Below are 23,536 nucleotides of genomic sequence, written 5' to 3' on the forward strand. Positions count from 1 at the left end.
AAGGCTAGATCCAATGGCTCCCATCGCTACCAGCCCCAGCGGCACGATCGCGCCCTGCGCCTTCACCCTCGACGTCCAGTGGATCCTCGACGCCGTCCAGCGCGTGCAGGACCTCATCGGGAAGGTCAAGGACTTCTGCAACACCGCTCTGGACTACGCCGAGCGGGTCCTGCAGAAGCTGTCCGGAATCCTCAGCTGGTTCTGCTGGATGCCGGCAGGCAAGTTCGCGAAAACCGTCGTCGACAACGCCTGCCGCGTCCTTCGCGGCGCGATCAACACCATCGCCACCATCTACGACCGGGTCTACGAGGCCATGAAGCACGTCCTCGCGCCTTGGGAGGTCCGCTCCGCCGGCCGCCAGATTCGTGACGTCCTCGCCCCGAAGTGCGAGGAGTTCGCCGGCATGGTCGACCAGCACAACCTCGCGTCGGTCAACAGTTGGACCGGTTCGGCGGCCGACGCGTTCGGCTCCACGATGGACCGACAGACGGACGCCGCTGCGGATGCGGCTGCCGACGCCCGCGACTTCGGGGATGCCGTGGAGTCCATCGGCGCCGAAGGGGTGTCGACGACCGTCACGTTCATCTCGTCGCTGCTGGTGGCGCTCGCCGGCCTGGCCACAGCGATCATCGGCATGATCGGGGTGCCGATCGGTACCGTCGCCGGGGCCGCGGCCGCCGTCGGTCTCGTGAGTGCCATCATCAGCTTCATCATGGTGTTCGTCACCGTGATGATGGACATCAACGGCCAGGTCGGCGACCTGAGCGGCGCCGGTGGCCGGATCTCCGGAGGCCAATGGCCCAAGGCCCGATTCTGAGGCATTCGACCCGTCCCCGGGACCCGCTGAGGCGCGGTCCCGGGGACTTCCCGTCCCGGGCGTCGAAAATCTTTGCACTCGCTTGGGTGGAGTGCTAAGAATGGAGTTAGCACTCGGCCGGTCCGAGTGCTACCGATTCGCAGGGTGAGGCCTCCGGGCCGTCCGTCGCGGGCACCGTGCGAACACAACAGAACGAACACCCCGGGGCCTGCGCCCCGCTTGACGGGAGGACTCCCGAAACACCATGGCAAAACTGATTCATTTCAACGAAGAGGCCCGCCGCGGACTCGAAAAGGGCATGAACACCCTTGCAGACGCGGTCAAGGTCACGCTCGGCCCCAAGGGCCGCAACGTAGTGCTCCAGAAGTCGTGGGGCGCTCCTACGATCACCAACGACGGCGTTTCCATCGCCAAGGAGATCGAGCTCGAGGAACCCTTCGAGAAGATCGGCGCGGAGCTCGTCAAGGAGGTCGCCAAGAAGACCGACGACGTCGCTGGCGACGGCACCACCACCGCCACCGTCGTGGCCCAGGCGATGGTTCGTGAGGGCCTGCGCAACGTCGCATCCGGTGCGAACCCCATGGGCCTGAAGCGCGGCATCGAGAAGGCCGTCGAGGCCATCTCCGCCGAGCTCACCAAGCTCGCGATCGACGTCGAGACCAAGGAGCAGATCGCGGCCACCGCATCCATCTCCGCGGCTGACCCCGTCGTGGGCGAGATCATCGCCGAGGCGATGGACAAGGTCGGCAAGGAAGGCGTCATCACGGTCGAGGAGTCCAACACCTTCGGGCTGGAACTCGAACTCACCGAGGGCATGCGCTTCGACAAGGGCTACATCTCGCCCTACTTCGTCACCGACGCCGAGCGCATGGAAGCCACGCTGGATGATCCCTACGTCCTGATCGTGAACTCCAAGATCTCCTCGCTCAAGGACCTCCTGCCCGTGCTGGAGAAGGTCATGCAGTCCAGCAAGCCGCTGCTGGTCATCGCCGAGGACGTCGAGGGTGAGGCCCTCGCTGGCCTGATCGTCAACAAGATCCGTGGCACCTTCAAGTCCATTGCGGTCAAGGCCCCCGGCTTCGGCGACCGTCGCAAGGCCATGCTGGCCGACATCGCCATCCTCACCGGTGGCCAGGTCGTGTCCGAGGAGGTCGGCCTGTCGCTCGACGCCGTCACCCTCGACCTGCTCGGCCAGGCCCGCTCGGTCATCGTCACCAAGGACGAGTGCACCATCATCGAGGGTGCCGGAGAACAGGACGCAATCGCGGGCCGGGTCTCCCAGATCCGTCGCGAGATCGAGAACTCCGACTCCGACTACGACCGTGAGAAGCTCCAGGAGCGCCTCGCGAAGCTGGCCGGCGGCGTCGCCGTCATCAAGGTCGGCGCTGCCACCGAGGTGGAGCTGAAGGAGCGCAAGCACCGCATCGAGGACGCCGTCCGCAATGCGAAGGCTGCCGTCGAGGAGGGCATCGTCCCCGGTGGTGGCGTCGCGCTGCTCCAGGCCGCTGCCAAGGCCAACATCGAGGGACTCGAGGGCGACGAGGCGATCGGCGCACAGATCGTGCTGCACGCCGCCAAGGCTCCGCTGCGCCAGATCGCGATCAACGCCGGCCACGAGGGTGGCGTCGTCGCGGAGAAGGTTGCGGGACTGCCCGACGGTGAGGGCCTCAACGCCGCCACCGGCGAGTACGTGAACATGGTCCAGGCCGGCATCATCGACCCGGCCAAGGTCACGCGCTCCGCGCTGCAGAACGCCGCGTCCATCGCGGCCCTGTTCCTCACCACCGAAGCCGTCATCGCGGACAAGCCCGAGAAGGCTGCCCCGATGCCCGGCGGTGGCGGTGACATGGACGGAATGGGTGGCATGGGCTTCTGACCCACCACTCCCGCGAGAAAGGCCCCGGCTCGCGCCGGGGCCTTTCTCGTGTGTCCGTCTGCCATCATCGAACCATGGACCTTCGTGACATTGCTGTCGGGCAACGGATCCAGGGCATTGCCCCCGGCCAGTTGGTACAGGTCGTCGGGGCTTCCCCGCGTGGTGACACCGCCGTTGAGGTCGCCTACCGCATGCAGGACGGCAACTACGGCGGTCAGCTCGTCTTCGCCTCCCAGGCCGCCGGTTTCAGCGTCGTGGACGTCGATCACAGGCCCTTTGACGCCGACCCCGCAGAGTTTCGGCTCGCCGCCGAGGCGCTGCGCATTCTGGAGGCCGCGAAGTACGACCCTTTCCTGTCTGTCTCCACCAGCGACATTCGGCCGTTGCCGCACCAACTGAAGGCCGTCTACGAGGAGCTGCTCCCACGGATCCCACTGCGCTTCCTCCTGGCCGACGACCCGGGCGCGGGGAAGACAATCATGGCCGGCCTGTACATCAAGCAGTTGATGCTCCGCGACGACGTCCGCCGGTGCCTCATCGTCGCACCGGGCGGTCTGGCCGAACAGTGGCAGGATGAGCTCCACTTCAAGTTCGGGCTCGACTTCACGATCCTCACAAGCGAACTCATCAACGCGACTCTCGGCGGGTCGGTCTTCGAGAAGGAGCCGCGGCTGATCGCGCGGATGGATCACTTGTCCCGCAACGATGACCTGCTGGACGCTCTCCGGCAAAGCCACTGGGACCTGGTCATCGTCGATGAGGCACACCGGATGGGGGCGCACTACTTCGGCAGGGAAACCAAGAAGACAAAGCGCTTCCAGCTGGGGGAGCAGCTGCGGGACCGGGCGCGACACCTCCTGCTGATGACGGCCACCCCGCACGCAGGCAAGGAGGAGGATTTCCAACTGTTCCTCTCCCTCCTGGACCGAGACACCTTCGCAGGCAAACCGCGCGACGGCGTCGTCCGGGCCAACCCGCGGGCCTTCATGCGGCGCATGGTGAAGGAGGACCTACTCACGTTCGAGGGCAAGCCCCTGTTCCCCGAGCGCATCGCCACCACCGTCGAGTACGAGCTTTCCGACGACGAGCAGGAACTCTACGAGAGGGTCTCTGACTACGTACGCACCGAGATGAACCGCGCGGACATGTTGGACGGCAAGCGCCGCAACACCGTCGGGTTCGCATTGACGGTGCTGCAGCGTCGGCTTGCGTCCAGCCCGGAGGCCATCCTGCAGTCCCTCGTCCGCCGCAGCGCCCGCCTGCGGAAGCGCCGGGATGACCTCGCCAACGGTGTGGCGGTCGAGGAGCCGGCGTTCGACCCGTCGGGACTCGACGAAGAGGAGGAGTTCCCGTCGGGGGAGTTCGAGGCACAGCTGGAGTTGTTCGTCGACTCTGCGACCGGCGCCCGGACCATCGCCGAACTGGATACCGAACTGGCCTCACTGGAGGAACTCACCCATCTGGCCCGACGGCTGCGCGCCTCCGGCCGGGACGTGAAGTGGCAACAACTCAGCAGAGTCATCCAGGACCAGGTCCTCGCCGGCGCGGAGCGTCCCAGCAAGCTCATCGTCTTCACGGAGCATCGTGACACGCTGGAGTACCTGCGTCATCGCATCGGCGTGCTTCTTGCGGATCCGGAGGCAGTCGTCGCCATCCATGGCGGCGTCAACCGCGGGGAACGTCGTCGCGTAACCGCGGAGTTCACCCACAACGAGCGCGTCCAGTTCCTGATCGCGACGGATGCCGCGGGTGAGGGCCTCAACCTCCAAGCCGCACACCTCATGGTCAACTATGACCTGCCCTGGAACCCGAACCGGATTGAACAGCGTTTCGGCAGGATCCACCGGATCGGCCAGGAGGAGGTCTGTCGGCTGTGGAACCTGGTGGCCACCAATACTCGTGAGGGAGACGTCTACTCGACTCTGCTGAAGAAGCTCGAAGAGATGCGCGCCGCCTACGGCGGGAAGGTGTTCGACGTCCTGGGGGAGGCGTTCAGCGACGGACGCTCCCTCAAGGACCTGCTGGTCGAGGCAATCCGCTACGGCGCGGACCCCGAGGTCCGTGCACGGATGCGGGAGACCGTTGACGCCCAGGCCGGCGACGGGCTCCGTGAACTCATCGAGCAGAACGACCTTGACAACGACAACCTGACCACCCGCGACGTCGAGGAGCTGCGTCGCGAGATGGACGAGGCCTACGCCAGGCGCCTGGCCCCGCACTTCCTGGAGGCGGCCTTCGCGGACGCCTTCGCGCGGCAGGGTGGGCGGTGGTCCAAGCGGGAGGCAGGGCGGTACGAGATCACACACGTGCCGCAGACCTTCCGTTCACGTGGTCTGCCCATAGCCACCAGGTACGAGCGGGTCACCTTCGACCCCGCCCATGTGCAGCCGGGGCCAGATCGAGCCCGCGCCGACCTCTTGGCACCCGGACATCCCCTGCACGACGAGGTTCTCCGGCAGGCGCTTGAGCGGTGGGGCGGTGCGCTGGAGCGCGGGACGGTTTTCACGAGTGAAGCGGTTGCCGAACCTTGCCTGCTGGTGGGTGTCTCTCAGGAGGTCGCCGACGGGTCGGGCCAAGTGATCGACAGGCGATTTGGCTACGCACTCATCGGCAGCGAGGGGGCGCCGCGGGATGCTGGCACGGCCCCGCACCTGGACCTGACCGCTGACCAGGGGGTGAGCCACGCTTGGCTAGGGGGCGCCCACCCTGACCGGTTCGAGTGGCTTGCGGCTGCCGAGAACCGGGCCATCCAGCACGCCGTTGAGACGGAGGTGCCAGCGCAGCTGGCTGCCCTCGAACCCGCGCGCGACAGGCAGATGACCAGGTTGTGGGAGGCGGTTTATCACCGACTTTCGCATGAGATCAGGCGGCTGGGCGAGGAGGCCTTGGCAACCTCCGAGAAGGAGGCTCTCGGATTGCTGGTGAAGGAGTCGTCGGATTCGCTGGCCCGCAAGAGCCGGGAGCTGGAGTCGCGTCTGGAGCAGCGTCGGAGCGAAATCGAGTCCCAGCGCATGCTTGTGCCGAAGACGCCGCGTCTGGTGAGTGTCGCGGTCGTCCTGCCGGCCGAGGCGGGCGGCGCCTCGCATGCCCGGGAAACCAAGCTTGTCGAGCGCCGCGCGGTGGACGCGGTCATGGCGGTGGAACGCCGGCTGGGGCGTCGCCCCGTGGAGCAGGTGCACTGGAACCCTGGCTTCGACATCCTCAGCGAGGTCGACGGCGGGCTGCCGATCCGCATCGAGGTCAAGGGGCGCATCAAGGGCGCCGACGACTTCGTGATCACCCGCAACGAGGTGCTGGAGGCGAAGAACACGGCGCCGCGTTACCGGCTGGCGCTGGTGGCCGTCGACCCCGAAGATCCTGCCGGCGACGAGGTCACATACGTCGCGAATCCGTTCGATGGCGTCAGCTTCGGCGACTACTCGACGGCGAAGCTCGCGCTGCCGTGGAAGCAGACGTGGGAGAAGGGGCGGAAGCCTTGGTGAGTCAGCTGAGTGGGATGTCCCTGAGTGCCGTTCGGGTCATTGAGACGATGAAGGGGCCGGCGCGGTCGCTCAGCCTTTCGATGTCACGCCAGCGGGACATGAGGACCTCCAATTGCCCCCACTTGGTAGTTGCGTCAGGGCTGCTGAGATTGACCATCCGGGCGCCGTAATCGCGGACCGCCGCGATCTCCATCGGGCGATCCTGGATTCGTTTGTCCCGGGTGATGATGAGCCCTTGCTGCCGGGTGACGGTTGGTATCCATTGGTCGTCTGGGGCCCCGCGCCGAGTGACCATACAGGGTGGTCGGACTCGCTTGTTGACGGTATGGCGGGGTCGCCCGGATAGGTGACATCCGCTCGCAGAGCGGCCACCACCAGCGCCAGCCCGAGCAGATCCTCGTCGAGGTAGAACCGAACGTGGGTGGGTTTGCCGGTCATGCAGCCTTCGACCTCTGCAGTTCCTCGTAGGCCAGTGCCGCATGTACCTGCGCACTCTTCAAGCCGAATAACTGCGCGGTCCCCTCGACATCGCCGGTGTCCTGAACTGCCTCCCACAGCGTGAGGGTGCGGATGCCCCCGATGGTGGGTGCGCCGAATCGATGCTGGGGATCAAGGACCACGTCGGAATCCTCCGGCAGCAGCCGCCAACGCTGGGCTGTCTCCTGCTCGGCGAAGTCGACGCGCCTCAGGTAGGCATCGGCTGCTGGCAGAAGTAGGTACTGGCCGCGGGCCTCTGAAACTAGCGCCTCGCTGGGCGGCAAGCCGGCGCGCTCCTGTGCTCGCCACAGCAACTCCTTGCCACCGATGAACGGTTTGGCGTGGGCGAGCGGGTAGGGGACGCCGAGGTCATCACGAAGGTTCGTGATGAAAGCGCGCAGTTCCGCCATGGGGATCTGGTTGCTGCGGTACTGGCGAAGGAGCCCCGCCTCCACGAACTCTCCCCAGGTCAAATTCCGGTTGCCCGTTGGTGTCTCCCTGAGTACCGGAAGGTAGTGCTTTCCAGAACGCTTGGTTCCCTCAAGCCAGTAGGTCAGCGTGCCATGCGGCATGACGAGAAGACGCGCGGCTTCGGCTATCGAGTAGACCTCGCGCTCCAGCATCCTGACCATCATCGTAGGCACCTCCCTCATCGCGCCCCAGCCAACCATAAACGAGGAGGGACTGCCGACGGCGCACCCAAACGAGTGCCTGCCAATGGTGGCTCATACGGCTGACATCCCGCGTTGTGCCGACGCTGCACGGAGTTGCGGTGGCCGACCCACCGGGTCCACCCGCAGTGAGGTCGCTAGAGTGACCGCGTGGTCTCAACAGGTGTGGTCAAGCGCAAGCTCATCGAAGTGTCGTTGCCCTTGGAGGCGATCAACCGGGAGTCCGCAAGGGAGAAGTCCATCCGGCACGGCCACCCGTCGACCCTTCACCTCTGGTGGGCCAGGCGACCACTCGCCACCGCGCGGGCAGTTCTCTTCGCGCAGCTCGTGGACGACCCGTCGTCCCACCCGGACAGGTTTCCGACGGAGGAAGCGCAAGCCGTCGAGCGCGCCCGACTGCACAAGATCATCGAGGACATGGTGGTCTGGGAGAACATCCGAGACGAGCGGATCATGGGCGCCGCCCGACGGGAGATCCTCGCCTCCACCAACGGCAACCCGCCCCCGATCCTCGACCCTTTCGCCGGCGGCGGCACCATCCCACTCGAGGCGCAGCGGCTGGGTCTTGAGGCGCACGCCTCAGATCTCAACCCCGTGGCCGTGCTCATCAACAAGGCCCTGATCGAGATCCCGCCCAGGTTCCGCGACTGGTCACCTGTGTTCCCCGGTCGGGCCGACACGAAGTCCGACTGGCGCGGCGCCGAAGGCCTGGCCGACGACGTCCGCAGCTACGGCGCCTGGATGAGGGACGAGGCCCAGAAGCGGATCGGCCACCTCTACCCGAAGGCCAAACTTCCTGACGGCACCTCGGCGACCGTGATCGCCTGGATCTGGGCGCGCACCGTCACGTGCCCGAACCCCGCCTGCGGGATCGAGATGCCGCTGGTGCGGAGCTGGTGGTTGGGGAAGAAGAAGGGCAAGGAGGCCTACATCGTCCCGAAGGTCGTCGCCGATCCCGACCATCCCAGCGGCAAGCGAGTGGCGTTCGAGATCGGGCATGACCTTGCGGCTGCTCCGACGAAAGACACAGACGGGACGATGAGCGGACGTACGGGCGCCCACTGCGTTGCCTGTCAGTCACCTGTGTCCATGGATCACATCAAGGGCGAGGGGTTGGCGCATCGTATGGGCGCGACCCTTATGTCGGTCGTCGGAGAGGGCTCGCGCCGGAGGCACTACATCGGCCCTACAAGCGAGCACGTCTCAGCGGCGGACGTTACCCGTCCCCTTGATGTCCCGGAGGGCGCCCTGGCTTACGACCCCAGGAACCTTTGGACTCCTCCATACGGGCTCACCGCCTACGCTGACCTGTTCACCAGCAGGCAGTTGGTAGCTCTCACGACGTTCAGTGACCTCGTCGCCGAAGCGCGCGAACAGGTGCTCGCCGACGCCTTGGCGGCGGGCTACTCAACTGGTCCGCGCCTCGACGGGATGCCGCCCGATGGCGACGCCGGAGCCGAGGCCTACGCCGATGCCGTCGCCACCTATCTGGGCCTAGGAGTCAGCCGCATGACTGACATGTCGAATGCGCTGGTCACGTGGAGCCCTGGCGCTGATCAAGCGACGCACTTGTTCGGTAGGCAAGCTATCCCGATGGTGTGGGACTTCGCAGAGACGAGTCCATTCGGGCGAGCGGGCGGCAGCTACACGGTGAGCCTTGGCAGCCTCGCCAAGTCGATTCATGCTTTAGGGGATACTAGGTCAACGGTGGCGCAGAGCAGTGCCACGGGTCGCGCCCTTGACCGCGCAGTAATATCCACTGATCCCCCCTACTACGACAATGTGGGCTACTCGGACCTTTCCGACTTCTTTTACGTTTGGTTGAGGCGTACCCTCCGCGGTGTCCATCCCTCACTGCTCAGTACGGTTCTCGTGCCGAAGGCTGAGGAGCTTGTCGCCAACCCGTATCGTCACGGAGGACAGCAGGAGGCCAAGCGGTTCTTTGAACAAGGTTTCCGTCAGGTGTTTGCCAGAGCCCGCGGATCCGCGCGAGCTGACTTCCCGATCACCGTCTATTACGCCTTCAAGCAGGCGGAGTCATCAATCGACGGATCGGCCTCCTCTGGTTGGGAGACCCTACTGGAGGGCATGATCGGAACGGGATGGCGCATCACCGGGACGTGGCCCATGAGGAGCGAGCGCGGCGGTCGCAAGACGGCTATAGGCACAAACGCGCTCGCTTCCTCAATCGTCCTCGCCCTTCGGCCACGGGCGGAGGACGCACCGTCAACGGACCGTCGGGGCTTCTTGGCAGCGCTCCGCGCCGAACTGCCTGATGCCCTCCGCAAGCTCCAGCAGGGACTCATCGCCCCCGTTGACCTCCCACAGGCAGCGATCGGACCGGGCATGGCGGTCTACTCGCGGTACTCGTCGGTTCTGGAACCGGACGGGACGCGCATGAGCGTGCGCGCCGCTCTTGCCAGGATCAACGAGATCCTCGACGAGGTCTTGGCCGAGCAGGAGGGCGACTTCGACGCCGCGACGAGGTTCGCCATCGCCTGGTACCGGCAGCACGGCTACGCCCCCGGAAAGTTCGGTGACGCCGACAACCTGGCGCGGGCACGCAACACCGCCGTCGAGGTACTTGTCCGGGCCGGAATCCTGACGAGCCGCGCGGGGAAGGTGCAGCTGCTGGCACCCGCGGATCTCGGCGAGGGCTACGACGTGACCGCGGACGAGAACCTCTCTGTGTGGGAGGTCTGCCACCACGCCATTCGCCTGCTCACCACCGACGGCGCCTCGACCACCCATGCGCTGCTCACCGGCGCTGCAGCCCGCCTGCGCCAGCCAGTCGACCCGGATGCGGTGAAGGAGTTGGCGTTCCTGCTGTTCTCGATCGCGGAGAAGAACGGCTGGACGAGGGACGCCGTCGGCTTCAACCAGCTGGCGACGAGCTGGGCGGACATCCGCGACGCGTCCCCTCGGATGAGCGAGAACGTCACCCTCTTCTGAAGTGTCGCAGTACTCGATTCACGAGACGTGTCCATCTGGAGATGTCAGGAGACCGAACTTCTCCACATCTCAGTCGGTGGAGAAGTGAATCAGTCAGTGCTCTCGGCGATCAGTACGTCGACGACCGCGGGCGCGTGAAACCGTCGGTTGTAGGTTCGATCGCCGAAAGGTCTCAAGATGTCGAGCGCCACGAGCGAGTCAATCAGCTTGTGGGTGCCGGCGGCTTTGATCCCAAGTTCGGCGGCCGCTTCGGCCACGGTGAAGGTGGGTCGTGCCAGAGCGAGATCCACCACCCTAAGCGCGTTTGCTGTTCTGATGGGTGAATCGTGGATTCGCTGGTACAACGCTGTCTGGACTTCGGTCAGACGGAGCATCCTGGCCTTGGCGGCGTCAGCCGAGGCCGTCAGACCTTGGGAGAAGAAGTCGATCCAGGTGTCCCAGTCGCCGCGCGTCGACACCCCAAGCAACGCGTCGTAGTACTGGCCCCGACGCGCCTCGAACCATGGTGACACTGAGATGCTGGGCTCGCTCAGCAGCCCGGTCGTGTGCAGCTGGGTGACCACCAGGAGGCGCCCCAACCTCCCGTTGCCGTCGTGGAACGGGTGGAGGGTCTCGAACTGGTAATGCGCAAGAGCGGTGGCCACCACTGGGTCGAGGTCCGGTCCGTGGTCGGCTGCCATCCAATCCAGTAGTTCCCGAACCATTGCCTCCAGATCTGCTCCGGGTGGTGGAGGGACGAAGCGCGCGGCTCTGATCGGCGCATCGGAGAGATCTGCGCCCTCGCGGCGGCCGATCACAACTTGGATGGGTCGAATCAAGCCCGAGTGCTGCTGCTCGCCAGCGGTTCCCCTCATGAGTTCGCCCTGCAGTTGGCACAGCATGGCAACCGAGATGGATCTCCCGCTCTCTGCCCAGCTGAAGGCTTGTTCAGCCACAGTGAGGAAATTCATGACCTCTCGCAGAGTGGAACTCTCGAGCGAGTGTTCGTCTGCGGTCAGCACTCTCACCAATGGTTCGTAGGTTCCTTCGAGGGCGGCAGTGGACTGCGCCTCCAGCCTGAGGGTGGAATGGCGGAAGAGCCTTGGATTGGGAAGGTGCCGTGCAGTGGCGTCCAACCCCGCGAGCGAGGCCCGTGCCTCAGCGACACGTCGGTACGTTCGTCCGGACAGCGGCGGATCGCTGGCTGGGAGCGGGTTGGGGAGGAACGCCTGATGCGTCCACGACGTGCCGTCCCGATGACTTCCCGAGATCGAGACCAAGTCTCCTGTAGGGGAGTTCTGGAACAATTCGATGTCCATACTTATACCGTACGCGAGTTCTGGAGAATTACGGACCGGTGATTGATCCACACCAAGAGCCCACCGCCATGTCAGTGCAGTGCAGTAGCGTGTCCGTAGGAGGTCAGAAGAGGCGATGGCGCTGAGTAACCGTGAACTGGTGGGGCGGATGGTCGAGGAGTTCCCCGAGCCGCTGTACGAGTTCCTTGACGTGGCTCTTGGACCAAACTGGATCGAGATCGTCCGGCAGAAGGACCTCAAGGACGGCAAGACCGGCATCAACTACAACCCCAAGGACTTGGCCGAACAGCTGAAGGTGATCGGCATGCGCGCCGGCTCCGTGGCCAAGCTGGCCGGGCACGACGCCGTCGCCCATGCCAGCGAGCTGCGCGCCGTGCGGAACCGGTGGGCGCACATGGAGGCGTTCTCCACTCCCGATGCCCTCCGCGCGCTGGACACCGGCTCCCGACTGCTGACCGCCATCGGCGCCAAGGATGCCGCAGTCCGCGTCCGCCGCCACCACGACGACCTCAACCGCAGGGCGGTCCAGGTGGCGGATCAGAAGGTGCTGAGCCAGGCCGCCAACGCACCCGCTTCACAGGGGCTCAAGCCGTGGCGGGAGGTACTGCGGCCGCACGAGGACGTCGCCACGGGCAACTTCCGCTCCTCGGAGTTCGCTGCCGACCTGTACAAGGTGGCCTTCGACCCGTCGCTGGCCCCGGACTACTCGGATCCCAAAGGTTTTTTCGCGCGCACCTACCTCACCGAAGGGCTGCGAGACCTGATCGGGCTCACGGTCCGTCGCCTCTCGGGTGACAGCAATTCCGCACCGGTCATCAACCTCCAGACCAACTTCGGCGGCGGCAAGACCCACTCCATGCTTTCGCTGTGGCACATCGCTGCCGGTGAACCGCTGGACACCTTCCCGCAGGAACTGCAGGTGCTCCTCACCGAATCCGGCTACCTGCGGGAGGGCGTTCCGCTGGCGGCCCGCCGGGCGGCGCTGGTCGGCAACCACATCGCACCACAGGGGTCCGGTATCAAGGCCGACGGCACCAAGGTCCACACGCTGTGGGGGGAACTGGCCTGGCAGCTGGGTGAGCGGGCGGCCTACGACCTCGTGGCAGACGCAGACCGCTCCGGCACCAACCCCGGGCATGCCCTCCACACGCTGCTGTCCACCTATGCGCCAGCCGTCATCCTGGTCGACGAGTGGGTGGCCTACGCCCGGCAATTGTTCAACCGCGAGGACCTGGCAGGCGGCACGTTCGACACCCAGTTCACCTTCGCCCAATCGCTGACAGAGGTGGCCAAGGCCACCCCCGGAATCGTCCTTGCTATCTCGATCCCCGCTTCCCACGACGGGGACGACCGCGCCGCCGGGCACAACGAGGAGGTTGGGGGCCAGCACGGCCAGGAGGCGCTCAAGCGGCTCCAGAACGTGGTGCGACGCGTCGCGGACCAGTGGCGCCCCGCGTCGGCCGAGGAGTCCTACCACATCGTGCGGCAACGGCTCTTCGAACAGCCCGACGCCGACGCCCAGGCGGCCATCAACGCCACGGCCCGCGCCTTCGTCGACTTCTACACCGCCAACTCCGGGCACTTTCCCAAGGAAGCCAGGGACCTCAAGTACGAGACCCGGATCCGTCAGACCTACCCCATCCACCCCGAGGTCTTTGACCGGCTCTACGAGGACTGGTCCACGCTGGAGCGGTTCCAGCGCACGCGCGGTGTGTTGCGCCTCATGAACGCGGTCATCCACGCACTCTGGACCTCTGGGGACCAAGCGCCCATGATCCTGCCAGGCTCCGTCCCGCTCTACGACAACGTCGTCAACTCCGAGCTGACGCAGTACCTCTCCGACTCCTGGAAAGCGGTCATCGACGCCGACGTGGACGGTGAGGGGTCTGAGCCCTGGAAGGTGGACAAGGAGAAACCGCTGTTCGGCGAGCGACAGGTGACCAAGCGCCTCGCCCGCGCGGTGTTCTTCGGTGCTGCGCCGACCATCGGCTCCGCGCAGAAGGGCCTGGACACCCAACGCCTCTTTCTCGGCGTCGCCACACCCGGGGACACGCTCAACAACTTCCACTCAGCGCTGTCCAACCTCGCCGACCGCGCCACCCATTTCTACTCGGCACAGGGGCGGCACTGGTACGACCTGCAGGCCAACATCACCCGTCGTGCCAAGGACCAGGCCGAGCGGCTGCACCCAGAGGAAGTCTGGGCCGAGATCGTACGCCGACTCACCACTTCAGAGCGAGCTTCCGGCGCGTTCGCCCGCGTCCACGTCTGCCCGGAGGACTCCTCCGACGTGCTCGACACCGACGAGGTCCGCCTGGTGATCCTGCACCCTAAGTTCCCGCACACCAGGGGGAGCAAGGATTCGGCAGCGCTCGAGCAGGCGCACAAGGTCACCACCAGCCACGGCTCGGGCATGCGCACGTTCCGCAACATGCTGGTCTACCTGGCAGCCGACGAGGGAGCGCTCGAAGGGCTGGACGCGAGCGTGCGGGACTACCTCGGCTGGCGCTACGTGCTGGAGCACGCGGCAGACCTCGACCTCACCCACAACCAGCGCCAACAGGCCGAGGACAAGAAGAAGACCGCCGACACGACGGCAACCGACAGGCTGCGGCTCACCTACGTGTGGGGTCTCGTACCGGAGCAGGCCGACGGCGGGCAGCCGTTCACGATCATGACTTTGAAGGCCGACGGTGGCTCCGCCCCGACTTTGACAGAGCGCCTGTCGAAGAAGCTGGGCACCGAGGACCTCCTGCGCACGCGGCAAGCGGCCAGTGCGGTCAGGATGGTACTTGACCGGCTCCCGCAGCTGTGGTCCGTCGGCCATGTGTCAGCGGGCGAGTTGTGGCAGCTGTACTCGCGCTATCCCTACATGCATCGCCTGCGCGACCAGAACGTGCTGCTCGAGGGTCTGACCGACTTCGTCAGCCTCGACTGGGAGCGGGATGCTTTCGCGCTCGCCGACGGGGTGGACGAGTCGGGGCGCTACGTCGGACTCTTCCTGCCTTCCGACAAGCGTTCACCAGTGGTGTCGGCCGCCACGCTCTTGGTCAAGCCTGACATCGCACTGGCCCAGCGGCAGCGGGAGTCGAGCGCCGACTCCGGGGCGGGTACCCGCAGCAATGACGGCCCCGAAGTCCCCGCTACGCAGGGCGGGTCCGGTCAGCAAGGCGACGGAGGTGAGCCTGCCAGGAAGGTCACGCGTTACTTCGCGGCCAAGACCCTCAACGCCAGCGGGGCGGCCACGGACTTCGTGCAACTCAGCCGCGAGGTGCTGGCGCACCTGGTCGGGGACACCGGCACACACGTGAGAGTGCGTGTCGAGATCGAGGCCGAGCGCCCTGCTGGTTTCGACGAGTCCACCGTGCGCGTGGTAAAGGAGAACGCCACGACCTTGCGGTTCGACCAGTCCGGATTTGAAGAGGCTTAGCCCGCATTCGACGCTCGCCTCCGTCGCCCGCGAGGAGACCGTAGACCCGTTCCGCGCCGCGCCGGCCAAGGAAGCCCGTTCACCGGATGTGTGAACCAGGGCGGAATCTCACCCGCCCAGCAGGAAGGCCTCCACCTCGGCCAGCTGCATCCGGTGGAAGCCGAGCTGCCCCTCCTCAAGGGTTGGCTGCCCCAGCTCCGTCGCGTGCACTCGCACGTGTCTGGCCGCCACTGCGTCGAAGCTGAACGACTGGGGCCGGATCCCGGGATGGGGCTGGTCGGTCACGGTGAGGACGGTGGTCCAGGCAGCGCCGTCGGGGCTCACGTCGATCGTGAAGTCCTTCGGGAAGTGCGCCCCCGAGGTCCCGTCGCCCGCGCGGTCGTCGGCCGTCTCCGTCCGCGGGAACAGGGTCACCGTGTCCAGCCGCTGCTCGGAACCGAGGTCGAAGGCCAGCCACTGCACGCTCGCCGCCGTCGACGTCGCCTGCGACGTGTAGCCCTTGGCGCCACCGGCGAGGCTCTCGCGCTTGCCGTCCACCGCGTTATTGCGTGACCACGCCGGCGGGGCCTCCAAGGAGGAACCGGCCGTGACCACAGAGCCCGTCAAGGCGTTGGTGGCGCTGTCCAGACCGGTGCGCAGTGGGAGCACCCAGACGTCGGCGATGGAGGGGTCGTAGTCGGCCTCGACGTCCTGGAACCGGACCCTCACCGTCCCGTCGGGGCCGGGCGTGGCACCGTCGACCTCGAACTGGTAGATCACGGTCCCGACGCCGCCCGCGGTGCGCTGGTAGCGCCGCTGGTGGACGACCACGCCGTCGATCGAGACGTCGTAGGTCTTCCTCTGCGCCTGGTCGTAGGTCTCGACGGCCCGCAGGACGAACGGCTGACCTTCCGGGACCACCACGTCGAACTCGAACCAGCCGCCCGGGAACGACGAGTGGGTGTAGCGCCGGGTGAGGCCGGCCTCGACGTTGGTGCCGGAGTGCTGCGACGCCGTCAGCGCGTGCGCGGCCTCCGAGTTGGCCAGGCCGAGGTCCATGTGGTCGGTGTAGAGGGCCGGACTCGTGCCGATGTCGACCGTCACGGAGCCGGTGCCGGACTCGCCGTCTGCGTCGCCGACCGACGCCGTGACCACGGCCCCTCCGGCGGTGACCGTCCAGGGCACCGTCAGCGTGGCGGTGACCACCTGCGTGGCGCCGGGGCCGACGTCGTAGCTGGCGGTCGCCCCCTCCCAGCCGGGGGAGCCGACGGCGAGGCTGCCGCTGCGCCCGGTGCCGGAGCGGTTCACGAGTTCGGCGGTAACGGTCACCTCGTCTCCGGGATTCGCGGTATCCGGCGACACCGTCACGTCCCCGACCGTCACCGGCGCCGGGACCCGCACCGGCGCGTACACGGGCAGGCTCACCGTCGTTGCGCCGAGCCGGTAGGCCACCGTCGCGGAGAGGTCGTGGAGACCTGGTTCCGCATCGGCCGGGGCCACCAGACGGTAGGTCCCGACGCTCTGCGTGCCGGGCTTGACCGTGCCTGGCAGCGCGGTCACCTGCGTGACCTGCCAGCCCGCCGGAGCAGAAATGCGGGCGGCCGAGTCCTGCAGGTCTCGCTCACCTGCGTTCGCGAGCCGCACCGTCACGGTGCTGGTGTCTCCCGGGAACAACTCGTCGGGTTCCGCGGTGAGCGAGACACTGGCACCGGCCAGGGTCGCCGAACCAGCCGAGATCCGCGCGCGGGCGGTTTCGAGGGTCTCCAGGAGGGCGGCCTCGTCCGTGGACTCGGCGGCCTGCTGGATCGCCTTCAGGGCCTGTTGCGCGAACATGGCGGCCTTGGCGTCGCCACCTGCCAGGTAGGAGTCCCAGGCCTTGTCCGCCTTGTCGATGATCTGCAGGGCATACCCGGTGAGGAGGTCGGCCTCGGGCTGGCTGATGGTTCCCGCGGCCAGCGCCTCGGACACCTGCTGGAAGAGCTGCCCCAGTTCCCGGGTGTCTCCCAATTGTCCGAGGACCTCGTCGATGCCGAAGGAGTAGGAACCGGACCCGAGTGCGAACCGCGCCGCGCCGTCGGCAATGCCCAGGAACTCGATCCCGGACACCGATGCGGCGGGAAGCCCGCCCTCCGTGACCGCCCAGCGGCTGGTGGTCGGCACGCGGACCTCGGCGGTGGCGTTGGCCGGGATGGTGACGTCCATCACGATGGCGCCGGCGTCATCGAACCGCCACGAGGACCCGACGGTGCCGTAGGGGGTGTCGAGCTCGTAGTCGACCCAGGTGATGCCGTCCCCGGGCTGCGGCGCGACCAGCACCTTCCGGTACCCCGGCTCCAACGCGGACACGCCGGCCATGGTGCGGTACATCCACTCGCCCACGGCGCCATAGGCGTAGTGGTTGAACGAGTTCATGCTCACCGGGCCGAACGAGCCGTCGGGCATGATCGAGTTCCAGCGCTCCCAGATGGTGGTGGCGCCCTTGCCGATCTCGTAGCCCCAGGACGGGTAGTCGGTGTTCTGCAGCAGGATGTAGGAGATGTCGCTGCGGCCGATCTTCGTGAGAGCCGGCAGCAGACCGTCCACCCCCAGGAAACCGGTGGACAGGTGGAAGTCGCGCCGCTCCAGCGTCTCGACGAACTGTGCGGCGACCTGCTCCTCCATTCCTGCCGGGATGAGGTCGTTCATGATCGTCAGGATGTAGGCGGTCTGGGAATCTCCCCGGACGGTGCCATCTGCGGAGATGAAGGCCTCCGCGAAAGCCGTCTTGACCGCCGCGTGGTGGGCCGCGTACGTGGCGACGTCGCCGTCGTGACCCAGCTGCTCGGCCACCCGGACGAACTCGCCCAGGCTCTTGGCGACGAACGCGGTGTCGATGACCGTGGCCGGGGTGTCGTCGTCGAGGTTGAGCCAGTCGTTGTAGCCGCCGACGTTGCGGATGTAGTTGTTCGAGGAGGCCAGCAGGTAGTCGGCGAACCGCTTCATCGCGTCGTAGTTCGCCTCCAGGACGCTCTGGTCCCCATAGGCCTGCCAGACCGAGAACGGCACGTGCATGCCCGCGTCGGCCCAGCCCGCGCTGCCGTAGCCGCCGTCGAAGCGGCCCGGGACGACGGGGGCGATACCGGGGAAGGCGCCGTTGGCGTGCTGGGTGTCGCGCAGGTCCGTCAGCCACTTGGTCAGGAACATCTGCGAGTCCATGTTGTAGTTCGCCGTGTTGGAGAAGACGTTGATGTCGCCGGTCCAGCCCAGGCGCTCGTCGCGGGCCGGGGTGTCGGTGGGAATGGACAGGAAGTTGCCGCGCTGGCCCCACAGGATGTTGCTCTGTAGCTGGTTGACCAGAGCCGAAGACGTGGTGAGGCGACCCGTGAGCTCGTTGTCCGTGCCCACGACCACGCCGGTGATCGCCGATGCCGGGGGTGCTTCGTCGAGGCCGGTGATCTCCACGTACCGGAAGCCGTGGAACGTGAACTTGGGCTCCCACGTCTCCTCCTCGGACGTGGCGAGGGTGTAGTAGTCGGTCGCCTTCGCGCTGCGGTAGTTGGCCGTGTAGAGGGAGCCGTCGGGGTTCAGGACCTCCGCGACGCGGATGCGGACGGTCTGGCCCGGCCTCCCGGAGACCGCGATGCGGACGTGGCCCACCATGTTCTGCCCGAGGTCGTAGACGAAGGCGCCGGGCGTGGGGGAGGGGAGGGACTCGGCCTCGAGCTCCTGGGTCACCCGCACTGGCGGGTCCACCTGGGCCTGGAGCGCGGCCGCGGAGCGCGGGCGAACCGCGACGCCACGCCAGGCGCTCTGGTCGTAACCGGGTTCGTCCCAGGCGCCGAGGGCGTTGGCGCGGCGGGCGTCGTAGGACTCACCGTCCAGGAGGTCCGCGGCGGTGATCGGGCCATCAGTGGTGCGCCAGCTGCCGTCGGTTGCCACCACCTGGCTCGTGCCGTCGGTGAACGTCACGTGCAGGCGCGCGATCAGCGAGGTCTGGGTGCCGTAGTTGTTGCCACCGAACATGCCGACGTTGCCTGAGTACCAGCCGCGGCCGAGTTCGGCCCCGAAGGCGTTGTCCCCCGTGCTGAGCAACTCGGTGACGTCGTAGGTCTGGTACTGGATGCGGGTGCGGTAGTCCGTCCAGCCGGGCGCCAGCTGGTGGTCGCCCACGCGCTGGCCGTTGAGGCGCAACTCGTAGATGCCGCGTGCGGTGGCGTAGATGCGAGCCGACTCGACGCTCTTGCCGAGGGTGAACTCCTTGCGGAGGACCGGTACGTCGTTGCCGACCGCAACCCAGGCCTCAGTGTTGCCGCTGACCTCAAGCGCGCCGTCGGACACGGTCCCGGCGGTGAAGGTGCGGTCGTTGTCGGGGAAACTGGTCTGCGCGAGGACGTCGCCGTCGGCCGTGGTGACGGTGACGTCGTCGACGGTGCCCCGCTCCGTGCCACTGGTGCGGAAGCCGGCCAGCCCGGGGCCGGGGAAGGTGGAGTCCGTGCGCGTGTCGACGACGGTGCCGTCGACGCTCGTGGTGATGGTGGCGCCGTCGACGGTGAAGGAGTACTCATGGGCGGCCGAGAAGTCGAAGCCGGCGGGGAAGGCGGTGGGGGTCAGTACGGTCCAGGCGCCGTTCACCCGCACGTGGGGACGCAGTGCCCGGGACGCTTCGCTGATCTGCCACATGTAGGTGTTGGACCCGTCCCTGCCGCGCAGGAATACGCCGAGGGCGCCCACGATTTCGGAGCCGGTGAAGGTGACCGTGTAGTCGGTCCACTCCGACAGCTGGGTGTCCGCGCCGATCCACTCGGCCCCCGCCCAGTCGTCGTCGGTGGCCAGCGCGGTCTCGAACGAGGCGGGCTCGCTCCAGGCCGACGGCGTGCCCGAGTCGTCCCAGATCCGGACCCGCCACGAGTACGACGTCGAGGGTGACAGTGCCGGGCCGGTGTAGCGAACCTCGGTGGACTCGCCCGATTCGACCCGTCCCGTGTCCCAGACGACGGCTCCGACGGTGCTCACCTCCAGTTGGTAGGCCTGCTGGGTGACCGCTCTCGCGGGGGATTCCAGTTGCCAGCCGAAGCGCACGTCCCCGACCGGCACTCCGAGGGGCTCGGCGAAGGAATTGGTGCGCAGACCCGCGACCGCGACCTCGTCGGCGTGGGCTGCTGGTGCGAGTCCGGAGAGGCCGGCCAAGGAGACCACGAAGGCCATGAGGAGTACGAGGAGACGACGAGCACGACGCATTGGGAGACCCACTTTCGACACTGAAACGATTCATCCCGGAACGTCAACATCCTACGTACGCAGAAGGTCATTTCGAGCCGTTGCGAGCAACTGACCTTCACCGCTGATCGGTGCAATTTTGGCCTCCGGGGCTTGGCCCCCCGAGGCCATGGGATTCCAGAGCACGAACTCGGCGTGTCATGGACGGGAGCTGTCCATGACACGCCGGGTTTGCGTCCTGGAATCCCACCGGCCAAAGAACGACCGGTGCCGAGGACCGCATCCCCCCAGCACAGAACCCCGAGAACCCACGTGCCTTCGGGGTCCAACGAAGGTTGTGCGGCACAATCAGGCCATGAGCACGCTGGAGGTCATCGCACTGCACGCTTCGGACGCGGAGCGCGCTGAGGCCGGGGGAGCCGACCGCATCGAGTTGCTGGGCACGATGGACCACGACGGCCTCTCGCCCGAGCCGCTGATGGTCGACAAGGTCCGTCGCGCGACCAGTATCCACATCCGTCCCATGGTTCGGCTCCGAGAGGGCTTCCGCACCGACGGCGGGGAGGTCGTCCGCCTCAAGGGACTCGTCGAGAGCTACCTCGACGCCGGGGCCGACGGCGTGGTGTTCGGGTTCCTGGACGGTCACAACAACGTCGACGTCGAGGTGGTGACGGAACTCGCAGGCGAGGGCGACTGGCCCTGGACCTTCCACCGCGCCGTCGACAACTGCCTCAACCTCGACGACGCCTGGGAACGACTTCTGCAGTTGCCGCGGCTCGACCAGGTCCTGACCGCCGGGTCCGCTCGCGGCGTGGAGCAGGGTCTCGACGAGTTGATCAGGCGCGCCCGGGGCGACGAACGCGTCGCCGGGCTCATCATGGCCGGCGGCGGTCTGCGCCCCGAGCATGTCCCATGGCTGGTGCGCGCGGGCGTGCGGGCATTCCACATCGGGAGCTCCGCCCGCCCCGGTGGCTCCTTCAAGGCCTACGTCGACTCCGACCTGGTCCGGGCCTGGCGGCACCTGATCGATGACACCGTGCGCCACGAGCGACAGCGGGTCCAGTGACGCGTCGCATCCAGCATCGCAGGGGAGCCAGGTTGCTGGTGCTCTCCGACGACTCGATCCTGTTGCTGGCTGATTCAGACCCGGGAGTGCCTGGTTCTGGCTGGTGGGTGACACCCGGCGGCGGCATCGACGACGGCGAGGACGCGCGCGAGGCCGCAGCCAGGGAGGCGCATGAGGAGACCGGTCTGCCGGTGCGGACCGACGACGTCGAGGGGCCGGTCGCGGTGCGGGTGGTCGTCCACGGCTACTCCGATCGGATCCTGTGCCAGCACGAGACGTTCTTCAAGGCTCGGGTCGAGCGCTTCGACCCGGAGCCGGTCGCCTGGTCGGACAGGGAGCGGGAACGGCTGCAGGGCTTCCGGTGGTGGCCGACGGCGGAACTCCCCGAGCCGCTGTGGCCTGCCACCCTTCGCACGCTCATTGACTGGGACGGGGCAGGCGCGCTTGACCTCGGCACGATGGACGAGTCGACGGTGCCCCTGACCGCGCAGGAGCGCGAACGGGTGTCGGACTACCTGCGCGGCGTCGGGTTCTTCCGCAACCCGTAGGCCGCCCAGAAGACGAAGCCGAACGCCAGCAGACCGCTGAGGCCATTGAGGGACTCGGGTGGCAGGACCGCGGTGAGGAGCAGCAGGGCGCCGCCAGTCCAGCACGCGGTGACGCCGAACGAACCGGTGAGCGCCTTGGTGCGCAGCCCCAGGAGCCCCGAGACCAGGATGAACCAGGGCGCGGTGCCGGGCACGATGACACCCAGGGCAAGCGCGACCATCGCGAGGATCAGGAGTGTGCGCAGCGGCTTCGGGTCGAACGGAGGCCGGGTGGTCTGGAACATGGGACCGGGCATTCCCGGTGGCAGCGCCTGCGCGCCAGGGACCGGGGGCGGGAAGTCGACGGGGAGGGCCACGGGAGCCCCCACCGGCGGCGGCAACGGGTCCCCGGTGGGGGGCGGCAACTCCTGGGAACCGGCGCCGGCGGTGTAGGTGTGGAAGGGCAGGCGCGGATCGCGCTCCCCGGCATGGGACTCCGGGGTGGCCGTCATCGTCGCCGCGACGGTGCGGAAGGGTTCGGAAGGATTACGGCTCGCAGGCGGGTCGGTCCGGATCTGGTCCAGCGGAGGCTGCGGGGCGGACGGGGCGAATCCCTGCGGTGGCGGGACAGGACCGGCCGTGCGGGCGAGCTGGGGCTCGGCGACGCTCAGCGGGTCCACCTCCGGGGAGGCGAACCCGTCGGGTCGCTCGGTGGGTGCATAGGCTGCACCGTCGGTCCAACTGGCCATGGGCCCATCCTACGGGCCCGACGCGCAACGCACCTGCTCAGTTGGGCCTCCCGGGGCCGCTCGGCTGTCCCCGCCGGAGCCCGGAGGGATAGATTCGACAGGAAGTTCAGCCCACTCGGGCCCGGGAATCAGGAGCAGGCATGGAAGTGGTCATTTGTTCGGACGACGCCGAGGTCGGTGCCGTCGCGGCGGATCGGGTCATTTCCGCGCTTGAGGGCAACCAGACCCCCGTGCTGGGCGTCGCGACCGGCAGTTCCCCGATCCGGCTGTACGAGGAACTGGCCCGCAGGGCGCAGGCAGGGGAGGTGGACTTCTCCCATGGGCTGGCGTTCGCGCTGGACGAGTACGTCGGTATCCCGCCGGAGCACGAGCTCAGTTACAAGGAGACCATCCGACGCACCGTGCAGGTGCCCCTGGGTATGGACCCGGCCAGGGTGCGCGTGCCCAACGGCTTCGCCGTCGACCTGGCCGCTGCTGCCCGCGAGTACGACGACGCGATCGCCGGGGCCGGGGGAGTCGACGTCCAGATCCTCGGGATCGGCACGAACGGCCACATCGGTTTCAACGAGCCCACGTCTTCGTTCTCTTCCCGTACCCGTGTGAAGACCCTGACGCGCCAGACCCGTGAGGACAACGCGCGCTTCTTCGCCGAGGGTGAGACGGTGCCGACGCACTGTGTCACGCAGGGGCTGGGGACCATCATGGAGGCCAGGACGATAGTGATGGTGGCATCGGGCGCGCACAAGGCAGACGCCGTCGCCGCGATGGTGGAGGGCCCCGTCGCGGCCGTCTGCCCCGCGTCGATCCTGCAGTTCCATCCCAAGGTCCTCGTGGTGGTGGACGAGGCCGCGGGCGCCAGGCTGCGCTACGCCGAGTACTTCCGGGGCGCCGCCGCGGTGCCGTCGAACGGCAAGGGCGAGTCGGACGGGCCGCTGTCGAACGTTTCTGCTGGTTGAGGGGAGTCTCAGCGGCGCGATAGAGTGGGCGGTCGAGCAACCAGAGAAGCGAGGGATGGC

General features: G+C 67.3%; 13 protein-coding genes. 8 read left to right on the plus strand and 5 right to left on the minus strand.

The features are described from left to right. Positions 1–13: 13 nt before the first annotated feature. From LKO27_RS00945 to LKO27_RS00955, 3 genes are all read left to right on the plus strand, one after another. The gene (locus LKO27_RS00945) at positions 14–817 is read left to right on the plus strand and encodes a hypothetical protein (RefSeq protein WP_227735032.1); all 804 of its coding nucleotides are present in this window, start codon (positions 14–16) and stop codon (positions 815–817) included. A gap of 244 nt (positions 818–1,061) precedes the next feature. Continuing rightward, positions 1,062–2,693, plus strand: coding sequence for a chaperonin GroEL (gene groL / locus LKO27_RS00950; protein WP_227735033.1), 1,632 nt, complete (start codon positions 1,062–1,064; stop codon positions 2,691–2,693). Between the two features lie 74 nt (positions 2,694–2,767). After that, positions 2,768–6,175 carry a helicase-related protein gene (locus LKO27_RS00955; RefSeq protein WP_227735034.1) on the plus strand — a complete coding sequence of 1,136 codons (3,408 nt, stop codon included), beginning with the start codon at positions 2,768–2,770 and terminating at the stop codon, positions 6,173–6,175. Position 6,176: 1 nt separating this feature from the next. Here LKO27_RS00955 and LKO27_RS15455 read toward each other — a convergent pair whose 3' ends face one another. Together LKO27_RS15455 and LKO27_RS00965 are read right to left on the minus strand one after the other, a co-directional pair. Beyond that, entirely contained in the window at positions 6,177–6,656 is a 480-nt protein-coding gene (locus LKO27_RS15455; protein WP_370629973.1) for a hypothetical protein, read from the minus strand. Continuing rightward, positions 6,610–7,305, minus strand: coding sequence for a hypothetical protein (locus LKO27_RS00965; RefSeq protein WP_227735036.1), 696 nt, complete (start codon positions 7,303–7,305; stop codon positions 6,610–6,612). Before LKO27_RS00965 ends, LKO27_RS15455 begins: the two co-directional genes overlap by 47 nt. 168 nt (positions 7,306–7,473) lie before the next feature. On the opposite strand from LKO27_RS00965, the gene LKO27_RS00970 reads away from it, so the two are divergent. Continuing rightward, the gene (locus LKO27_RS00970) at positions 7,474–10,275 is read left to right on the plus strand and encodes a DUF1156 domain-containing protein (RefSeq protein WP_227735037.1); all 2,802 of its coding nucleotides are present in this window, start codon (positions 7,474–7,476) and stop codon (positions 10,273–10,275) included. A gap of 89 nt (positions 10,276–10,364) precedes the next feature. Here LKO27_RS00970 and LKO27_RS00975 read toward each other — a convergent pair whose 3' ends face one another. Next, on the minus strand, positions 10,365–11,573 hold the full coding sequence (locus LKO27_RS00975; RefSeq protein ID WP_227735038.1) for a Fic family protein: 1,209 nt from the start codon (positions 11,571–11,573) through the stop codon (positions 10,365–10,367). Positions 11,574–11,688: 115 nt separating this feature from the next. Between LKO27_RS00975 and LKO27_RS00980 the strand changes: the two genes are divergently transcribed. Then, positions 11,689–15,003, plus strand: a complete 3,315-nt coding sequence (locus LKO27_RS00980; protein WP_227735039.1) for a DUF499 domain-containing protein — start codon at positions 11,689–11,691, stop codon at positions 15,001–15,003. A 108-nt stretch (positions 15,004–15,111) separates the two neighbouring features. On the opposite strand, the gene LKO27_RS00985 is transcribed toward LKO27_RS00980, so the two are convergent. After that, complete coding sequence (locus tag LKO27_RS00985; protein ID WP_227735040.1) at positions 15,112–20,199, minus strand: family 78 glycoside hydrolase catalytic domain; 5,088 nt, start codon at positions 20,197–20,199, stop codon at positions 15,112–15,114. A 334-nt stretch (positions 20,200–20,533) separates the two neighbouring features. Between LKO27_RS00985 and LKO27_RS00990 the strand changes: the two genes are divergently transcribed. Continuing rightward, positions 20,534–21,244, plus strand: a complete 711-nt coding sequence (locus LKO27_RS00990; protein WP_227735041.1) for a copper homeostasis protein CutC — start codon at positions 20,534–20,536, stop codon at positions 21,242–21,244. After that, positions 21,241–21,792 (plus strand): NUDIX domain-containing protein, encoded by a 552-nt coding sequence (locus LKO27_RS00995; protein ID WP_227735042.1) that lies wholly within the window; start codon positions 21,241–21,243, stop codon positions 21,790–21,792. The genes LKO27_RS00990 and LKO27_RS00995 overlap by 4 nt, the downstream gene beginning before the upstream one ends. On the opposite strand, the gene LKO27_RS01000 is transcribed toward LKO27_RS00995, so the two are convergent. Then, positions 21,756–22,520: a hypothetical protein gene (locus LKO27_RS01000; protein WP_227735043.1), complete on the minus strand. Its 765-nt coding sequence runs from the start codon at positions 22,518–22,520 to the stop codon at positions 21,756–21,758. The two genes, LKO27_RS00995 and LKO27_RS01000, sit on opposite strands and share 37 nt — an antisense overlap. A gap of 140 nt (positions 22,521–22,660) precedes the next feature. On the opposite strand from LKO27_RS01000, the gene nagB reads away from it, so the two are divergent. After that, positions 22,661–23,476, plus strand: a complete 816-nt coding sequence (nagB, locus tag LKO27_RS01005) for a glucosamine-6-phosphate deaminase (protein ID WP_227735044.1) — start codon at positions 22,661–22,663, stop codon at positions 23,474–23,476. Positions 23,477–23,536 lie beyond the last annotated feature (60 nt).

The sequence above is a fragment of the Tessaracoccus sp. OS52 genome (assembly GCF_020687685.1).
GTDB lineage: Bacteria > Actinomycetota > Actinomycetes > Propionibacteriales > Propionibacteriaceae > Arachnia.

Coding starts and splice junctions, on each gene's coding strand:
- LKO27_RS00975 (WP_227735038.1), bottom strand. CDS start 11,573: ATGGACATCGAATTGTTCCAGAACTCCCCTACAGGAGACTTGGTCTCG.
- LKO27_RS00955 (WP_227735034.1), top strand. CDS start 2,768: ATGGACCTTCGTGACATTGCTGTCGGGCAACGGATCCAGGGCATTGCC.
- LKO27_RS00965 (WP_227735036.1), bottom strand. CDS start 7,305: ATGAGGGAGGTGCCTACGATGATGGTCAGGATGCTGGAGCGCGAGGTC.
- LKO27_RS00980 (WP_227735039.1), top strand. CDS start 11,689: ATGGCGCTGAGTAACCGTGAACTGGTGGGGCGGATGGTCGAGGAGTTC.
- LKO27_RS00945 (WP_227735032.1), top strand. CDS start 14: ATGGCTCCCATCGCTACCAGCCCCAGCGGCACGATCGCGCCCTGCGCC.
- nagB (WP_227735044.1), top strand. CDS start 22,661: ATGGAAGTGGTCATTTGTTCGGACGACGCCGAGGTCGGTGCCGTCGCG.
- groL (WP_227735033.1), top strand. CDS start 1,062: ATGGCAAAACTGATTCATTTCAACGAAGAGGCCCGCCGCGGACTCGAA.
- LKO27_RS00990 (WP_227735041.1), top strand. CDS start 20,534: ATGAGCACGCTGGAGGTCATCGCACTGCACGCTTCGGACGCGGAGCGC.
- LKO27_RS01000 (WP_227735043.1), bottom strand. CDS start 22,520: ATGGCCAGTTGGACCGACGGTGCAGCCTATGCACCCACCGAGCGACCC.
- LKO27_RS00985 (WP_227735040.1), bottom strand. CDS start 20,199: ATGCGTCGTGCTCGTCGTCTCCTCGTACTCCTCATGGCCTTCGTGGTC.
- LKO27_RS15455 (WP_370629973.1), bottom strand. CDS start 6,656: ATGCGGCACTGGCCTACGAGGAACTGCAGAGGTCGAAGGCTGCATGAC.